Source organism: Tissierellales bacterium (assembly GCA_025210965.1).
Taxonomy (GTDB): domain Bacteria; phylum Bacillota; class Clostridia; order Tissierellales; family JAOAQY01; genus JAOAQY01.
Window position 1 is genome coordinate 1 of the sequence record JAOAQY010000055.1, and the last position, 7,902, is coordinate 7,902.

General features: G+C 31.0%; 6 protein-coding genes and 1 other annotated feature. Of the genes, 5 read left to right on the forward strand and 1 reads right to left on the reverse strand.

All coding sequences use genetic code 11. The features are described from left to right. A partial coding sequence (locus N4A40_04000; GenBank protein MCT4661001.1) for a hypothetical protein occupies window positions 1-728 on the reverse strand: 728 nt, incomplete at its 3' end. 158 nt (window positions 729-886) lie between these two features. Next, window positions 887-1,129: a binding site (T-box leader), on the forward strand. Between the two features lie 165 nt (window positions 1,130-1,294). Here N4A40_04000 and asnS point away from each other — a divergent pair. The 5 genes from asnS to N4A40_04025 all read left to right on the forward strand — a co-directional run. Beyond that, window positions 1,295-2,686: an asparagine--tRNA ligase gene (gene asnS / locus N4A40_04005; protein MCT4661002.1), complete on the forward strand. Its 1,392-nt coding sequence runs from the start codon at window positions 1,295-1,297 to the stop codon at window positions 2,684-2,686. A 257-nt stretch (window positions 2,687-2,943) separates the two neighbouring features. Further along, the gene (locus tag N4A40_04010) at window positions 2,944-4,161 is read left to right on the forward strand and encodes a hypothetical protein (protein ID MCT4661003.1); all 1,218 of its coding nucleotides are present in this window, start codon (window positions 2,944-2,946) and stop codon (window positions 4,159-4,161) included. Between the two features lie 24 nt (window positions 4,162-4,185). Next, a complete protein-coding gene (locus N4A40_04015) occupies window positions 4,186-4,866 on the forward strand; it encodes a response regulator transcription factor (protein ID MCT4661004.1) in 681 nt (226 codons plus the stop codon). A 14-nt stretch (window positions 4,867-4,880) separates the two neighbouring features. Further along, window positions 4,881-6,683: a HAMP domain-containing histidine kinase gene (locus N4A40_04020; GenBank protein MCT4661005.1), complete on the forward strand. Its 1,803-nt coding sequence runs from the start codon at window positions 4,881-4,883 to the stop codon at window positions 6,681-6,683. A gap of 220 nt (window positions 6,684-6,903) precedes the next feature. Continuing rightward, window positions 6,904-7,902, forward strand: a 999-nt coding sequence (locus tag N4A40_04025; protein ID MCT4661006.1) for a hypothetical protein, incomplete at its 3' end; no start/stop codon positions are given.

The window sequence follows — 7,902 nt, forward strand, 5'->3', positions numbered from 1 at the left end:
TATTTTTCACTTCGTAAAATAGAAAATCCAGTATTTATATCAATGTGGTTTGTTATAAGTATAGAATCTGATTTCCTAGTAAACAATAGAGTCTTTTTGCCATCAATTTCTCCAAATTCTATGCTTGTGGGATCAGTTATAGAAAAATCATATGGAGAAAGAGAACCTATTGCACCTGGAATATCCATTTTGCTATAAGACTCAGAAATAAAGTTTGTATATTTTTCTATAGCCGGAGTAGGGTCATCTATATCATAGTAATAAAGAGCATTTTCGTCATTTTTATACACACTAGTAAATCTTTTTTGAGAGTAGAATACATCTGGTGATGTTATTTTGCAATTATTATCTTTAAATAGAATTGAAGTCTCTAAAGATTTTCCACTTTCAAAATCGGTGTGTAAAAGTTTTGCACTATAGGAATTTTTCGATGTAGTATCTAGTGCTATATTTAAAATTTTATCTCTCAGAGCATCTTTTAGTTCAAAATTTTCTACAGAGAAGTTGTTAACGAAATCATCTAAGCTATATGATGTAAAATCTGTATTTTGTACATTGTTATCTTCTATATCAGATAAGTTTGAAGATTCGACTGTGCTAGTAGATGAATTTTCACTTGTTTTTTCATCGTTTGAATTATTAGAGCATGCAGATAAAAGAGATATACTCAGTAATGCGATAGGTATAAAATATTTTAGTTTTTTAAACTTGCTATTGCGGTAGTTCATTATAGCCTCCTAATTATCAACTAGATATTTTTAATAGTTCAAAGATATTATATCAAAAATATAAATATAATACATGACAAAATAATATCATTATATTAAGGGGAAATTAAAACTTGACAAAGTATTTATAGAGTATTATAATGAAATCAATTTTAAAGAAAAAAACTGTGAAGAGAAGAGTAGGTAAAGAGGTAAATATTAGCGAACAGACGATGGTGAGAGGTCTGTATTGAAACTTTACTGAAGAACATCTCGGAGTTGCTGACCGAAATCGATAGAGAGTAGGCTCAGACGGCGCCAGACCGTTATCCCATGGACGATGTGAATGCATTGATTTAGAGTGACCTAGTTAGCTAGGTAATTTGGGTGGTACCGCGTGAGTTTAACCTTTCGTCCCTTTTTAGGAGATGGAAGGTTTTTTTATTGCTGTTTTTGAAGTTAGTATTGTGCAGTTAGTATTTTGAAGTTAGTATTTTGCATTTATTTTAGAAGCGAATCAGCCAATTATTTTGATAAATGGGATACATAAATCAGGAGATTTTTTTAATAAAAGGGAGGAAGATATCATGAAAGCGACTTATATTCAGTCAATTTACAGAGAATCAGAAAAATTTGCAGATCAGGAAATTACAGTATCAGGATGGGTTAGAACTATTAGAGCATCTAAAGCATTTGGATTTATTGAGTTAAACGATGGAACATTTTTCAAAAACATTCAGGTGGTTTTTGAAGAATCATTAGAAAACTTTGCAGAGATTGGAAAATACAACGTGGGAACGTCATTAGTAGTAAAGGGAAAATTAGTTCTTACACCGGATGCAAAGCAGCCATTTGAAATCAAAGCTACAGAGGTTGTGTTAGAAGGAGCATCTTCGCCAGAGTACCCACTTCAAAAGAAACGACATAGCGTAGAGTATCTTAGAACTATAGCACATCTTCGTCCGAGAACAAACCTTTTCTCGGCAGTATTTAGAGTTAGAAGTGTAGCTGCATATGCTATACACAAGTTTTTCCAAGAGCGCAGATTTGTTTACGTTCACACTCCAATAGTTACAGGTAGTGACTGTGAAGGTGCAGGAGAGATGTTCAGACTTACTACATTAGATTTAAACGATATTCCAAAAACAGAAGAAGGTAAGATCGATACTTCAAAAGATTTCTTTGGCAAGGAAACAAACCTTACTGTAAGTGGTCAGCTAGAAGCGGAAACTTACGCACTTGCGTTTAGAAATGTATATACATTCGGACCTACATTTAGAGCTGAAAACTCAAACACACCTCGTCATGCTGCAGAGTTTTGGATGATAGAACCAGAGATTGCTTTTGCAGATCTTAGAGATGATATGGATTTAGCTGAAGATATGGTTAAATACATGATAGAGTATGTTATGCAGGAATGTCCTGAAGAATTGGCATTTTTCAACCAATTTGTAGATAAGGGACTTTTAGAGAGATTGGATCATGTTAGAACTTCTGAGTTCGGTCATGTAACATATACAGAAGCTATAGAAATATTGGAAAAAGCAGACAAGAAATTCGATTACCCAGTTAAATGGGGTATAGACCTTCAAACAGAACATGAGAGATATTTGACAGAAGAGGTTTACAAGAAACCTGTATTTGTTACAGATTATCCAAAAGAGATAAAGGCATTCTACATGAGAATGAATGATGATCAAAAAACTGTAGCTGCTATGGACCTTTTAGTTCCAGGAGTTGGAGAACTTATCGGAGGAAGCCAGAGAGAAGAGCGTCTTGATATATTAGAGTCAAGAATCGCAGAGATGGATTTAGATAAAGAAGATTACTGGTGGTACTTAGAGCTTAGAAAATTCGGTGGAACAAAGCACGCTGGATTTGGCCTAGGATTTGAAAGAGCTATCATGTATCTTACAGGAGTTAGCAACATCAGAGACGTAATTCCATTCCCTAGAACAGCTAAAAACGCAGAATTCTAGAAAAGCACAAATAAAAAAACTTAAATAAGTTACCTTAGGGTGGTGCCAGGCACCGCCTAAGGTAACTTATTTTTTTTGTTTTGTTTTTAATATTATTGTTATTTAAAGTACACAAAGACTACAAATAGTTTTTTTATGATGAGGTAAAATCGAAAATACTTTGTAAAAAAGCTTTTTTATTTAAGCTAAATTTCAAATTTGTATAGTAGAATCTATATTACAAGGTGCTTTTGTGAATGAGAAGAGGAGAGAATCGCATGAAAAAAATCTATAAGAGGTATTATTTTGTAGTAGCTATAGTTTTTTTTACTATAGGGACAATTAATGTAAATGCTGGCAATGTTAGAATTAGCAATAGTATGGATGTAGAAAAAATTAGCGAGTATGAGAATGAATTTTTGGATGAAGATGAGATAAAGACTATACTTATGGACTTGGATTATAATGAAGTAACATTGGAAGAAATAATAAAAAAACATTGGAATGCAGAGCTTAGTGATGTATATGAGAAGGATCGAATAAGCATCATAGAAGAGTATATAGACATATTGCGAGCATTTAAACAAAATGATAGAGATGAAATTGAGGAAGCTGCGGAAGAGATGGCAGATGAGCTATCAGATATAATGGAACACAATAAAGAGGAAAGTAAAGAGTACAAACATATGGATATACGCAATAGTGATTTTGATGAGTATCTAAAGACATTAAAATATTGTGAGAAGATGATATTAGAAAAAGATTTGAAAGAGGCACGTGTATTATTTGAAAAAGTAAAAATGTATAATTTAAATGACAATGAAGTAAAAATGTCAGTTGAAGACAAAATCGAAAAATGGTCAGCTGTAGTCAAATTATCAGAGCTTTGCGTTGAGTCGCTTGACAAATACATGAAAAATTATAATATGAGCGTAAATGAACTTAGTAAAAATCAAAAAAAAGTAGCGCTAAAGCTATATGACGAATTATTGAATTTAGAGAATGAAGAAGATAATTGGACAGCTGAAGGAGAAACAAAAATACGGAAAAAGAAAATAGAGTTCCTAGAAAGTATTGGATTTAGTATGAAGAATGGAAGACCAGAAAATCAGATAAAATCATTTGTTGAAATTCTAGAAAGTGTGTGTAGTGGGAGTTTAAAAGAATTTAATCAATTTGATTCACATTCAAAAGATGATGTGTATAGATATTACGATTATGTGGTTGAAGACATAGAGAAAGGATTGTGGCACTGGATTGCTGATGATTGTGAAGAATTAAAGGATGCCTATGAGGAGGGCGTAGATAGATTAGAATCATATAATAATTTTGAGAATGAATTTGTTGAGAAACAATTGAATGTAATATCACAAGAACGAACTGATGAGTTGAGAGAGATATATGAAGAAATGCATGAAATATCCAAAGAAATATCTGAGCTAAGAAATCGAAAGAATGATTTGACGGATGATTTATATGAGCTTTTGGAGAATTAAAGGTGTTGTAGGAGTTGAAAGATTATGGATAAAAAAGTACTAATAATAGAAGATCAAAGATATTTGCTTGAGGTAATTGAAGATTATTTTACTTTAGAGAACTACAAGGTAATAAAGGCGATAAATGGAAAACAAGCGTTGGAAATATTTGATATATCCGATGTTGATTTGGTGATATTAGATATAATGCTTCCTAAGATAAATGGATGGACAGTTTGTGAAAAAATAAGGTCTAAGAGTGATGTTCCAATAATAATGCTTACTGCTCTTTCCGAAGATGAGGACAAAATAAAGGGATTTGATTTAGGTGCAGATGAGTATGTGGTCAAACCGTTTAGTCCTAAGGTACTATTAGCTAGAGCAAAAAATTTGCTAAAAAGAGTAGATTGTGAGCTTGGACCAGCTAAGGGTGTCATAAATAGAGCAGGAATCATCATAGATCAGTCAGCATATAGGGTAACGATTGACAGCAAAGAAGTAGAGCTTGCCAATAAAGAATATGCACTATTGAATCTTTTGATAGAGAACGAGAATCAAGTATTATCTAGAGAACAAATACTTGATAGAGTTTGGGGAATAGATTATTTTGGAAATATAAGAGTTGTAGACACACATATAAAAAAACTTAGAAAAAAGCTAGGCGATAGAGGGGGGGCTATAAAAACTATAGTCAGAGTTGGTTATAAATTTGAGGTGATGAAGTGATTGTAAGAGGAATCGTGAAAAAACTTTTTATACTTACATCTATAATGAGCGTGATACTATTTTTAGGATTAATGGGATTTCAAGACTATTTCTTTGATAAATTGTATTTTAAGACAAAGGTAAATGATGTGGTGAGTAACTCAGATAGTTTGATTAAATCGTTTGAGGATGAAAATCGTTCGATACTAGAAATAGTAGATAGGACTAGGGATATATCTAGAGAAAATAATTTTGATATGTTCATAGTAAATGAAAACAAAGAGAGTTTGTCAGATTTGATAGAATTCAATGAGGTAGTACTCGTAAAAGCGGATTCAAAAGAATATTTAGTCGATATTTCTTCGCTAGGAATGAATTCAATTTTGAATATAAAAGAAAATTATCATATGAAAGTTGAGGGAAAAACTTATAAAAATTGGGAAATTTTTGTTTCTCCAATTAAGATAAGAACAGAAGAAGATGGTCTTCTTTACAATAGACTCAAAATTTTCGCAGAAGGAGAAAAGATTGCTGAAAAGTATTTTTTGCGAAATGAAGTAGATATAAATGAGAGATTACCTATAAATCCTAGTATGCTAAATGACAATATAATTAGCATTGAGGGTGAGGTTGAAAGCATAAGGTTGAATGAAGATTTTAACTATGAATATAGTTATTTGAAAGGTATATTTGAAAGATACGCAGATAGTCAGAAATCCATCAAATATATAAGAAAATTAAGTGAAGGAATTGAAGTATATGAAGATGCAAAAACAGAGAGTAGTGTATTAGTATATAGCAAAAAGATTGGAAAGAGTGGCCTCAGTATTTGTGTGGTTGCATCTCTTCAAGAGATAGGTGAAGCAGGAAACGTCATGAAAAGATACTATCCATATATGATATTGATAGCAGCTGTAATTATAACTATAATGGCATATATATATTCTAAGATAATTGCAAAACCACTAATAGAATTAAATAAAGTTGCTATGAAAATGGCAAGATTGGACTTTGAAGTATATTCTAATATAAATTCAAATGATGAACTGGGAACTCTTTCAAAGAGCCTCAATACATTATCTAAAAGTCTTAAGGAATCACTAGACGAATTAAAATTTGCAAATGATGAGCTAAAATCAGACATAGAAAAAGAGAAAAAACAAGAGCAGATAAGAAGAGAATTTGTTGCAAATGTATCTCATGAATTAAAAACGCCAATAGGTGTTATAAAGAGTTTTACAGAAGGAATAAAGGATGGAGTGGCTGGAACCAAAAAAGATTATTATCTAGATGTGATAATAGAGGAAGCTGATGAAATGAATGCTCTAGTGCTTGAAATGATAGAGCTATCTAGGTTAGAATCTGACAATTTGAAGCTTAAATTAGATAGAGTAAATATATCTCAACTAATGAATAAAAATTATGAAAAATTAAAGTCAATAATATCTGACAAGAAAATTGATTTTGCATTTGAAATAGACTGTGAAGATATAGATATAATTGGAGATGCAAAAAAAATAAATCATGTAGTTGAAAACTTATTTTCAAATGCGGTATATCATACAGATGAAGATGGAAAGATAATTATAAGAGTAAAATGTGATGATGAAAAAGTAAAAATTGAATTTGAAAATACGTGTTCGGAAATTAGAGATGAAGAATTGGAGCGAATTTGGGATAGATTTTACAAAATAGATCAGTCTAGGACTAAGGTGGAAAATAGTACAGGTCTTGGTCTACCTATAGTTAAGAGCATACTAGAGAGGCACAAATGTGAATTTGGAGTAGAGAGTAGTGAGCTTGGAATAATGTTTTATTTTTGGATAGATAGGGGCTAAAAAGTTTTATAAAAATGGTGTTTTCATTTGAAGTGTAGTTGGAATTTTAATTCTACTTTTACTTTAGTCGAGAACATCGTTTTTGTTTTTTAATCTATTTTAATCGTATTGTTATTTAGACTACACAAGAAGTACAAAAGAATTTTTTATTATATAGCCAAGGTACAAATTGCAAATGATAAAACTGAGCCCAATATAAAATTAGAGGAGGATGTAGATTATGAAAAAATATTTTATTAGAAAAACAATGATAGGAGCTATTACAGCAACTATGTTAGTAGGTGGTTTAGCTACTAGCGTATCAGCAGCGAAGCCAGTAGAAGACATGGAAGAAGCAGTTCAAGAAATTGATTTTGCAAAAACTAGTTTTAAAGATGTAGTAGAAAAACTAGCGGGAGATAAAGCATCAGAGATAGATGAAGATGATATGGAAGAATTGAAGGAAATTTATGATGAATTTTTTGATTCAGAAGATAAAGATGATAGATTTGATGTGAAGGAAGAATTTGCTGAGGAATTAGAGGATATAGTTTATAAATCAAATAAAATCAAATATAGTCCAGTTGATGAGATGAATGAAGAACTTAGGGATGCAAGAAGTTATAACCCTGATATGATCAATACAAATGAGTACAAGAACACTCAAAAACTAATAAATAGATTTGAGAAATTGTACAAAGAGCAAGATGAACTAGAAGAAGACGATAAAGAATTAAGCGATGAAAAATTAGAAGAACTAAATGAACTAGAAGATAAAATATACGATAGAATAGAGCTATTAGGAGCAGATAAAGAGTTTGTTTTGAGAAAATTTAAAAATGATATTGATAACATTGTGAAAATAAACGGTGAAATCAAGACTGATAAAGCATATAAAAGTGCAGTGAATAATTATAAAAAGATTGAAGATCTAATAAAGAACAATGATGATTTAAGTGATAAAGAATGTGATGAGTATGATAAATTAGTCAAAAATTTAGAAGAGAATATAGATGATTTGAGTAGATATACTAAAATCCAAGAATTTTTGATAGAAATAAAAGAGGATATTCTAGATGATTATCCTAAAGCTAAAAAGACTTCGGAATATAAAAAAATCAAAAAACTTTTGAAAGAAGTAGAAGAATTAGCACAAAAGGAGAAAAAGGGAACTATAGATGAGAATGATATAGAAGAATTTGATGAATTAGAAGATGATATAGAAGATTTGATTGATGAA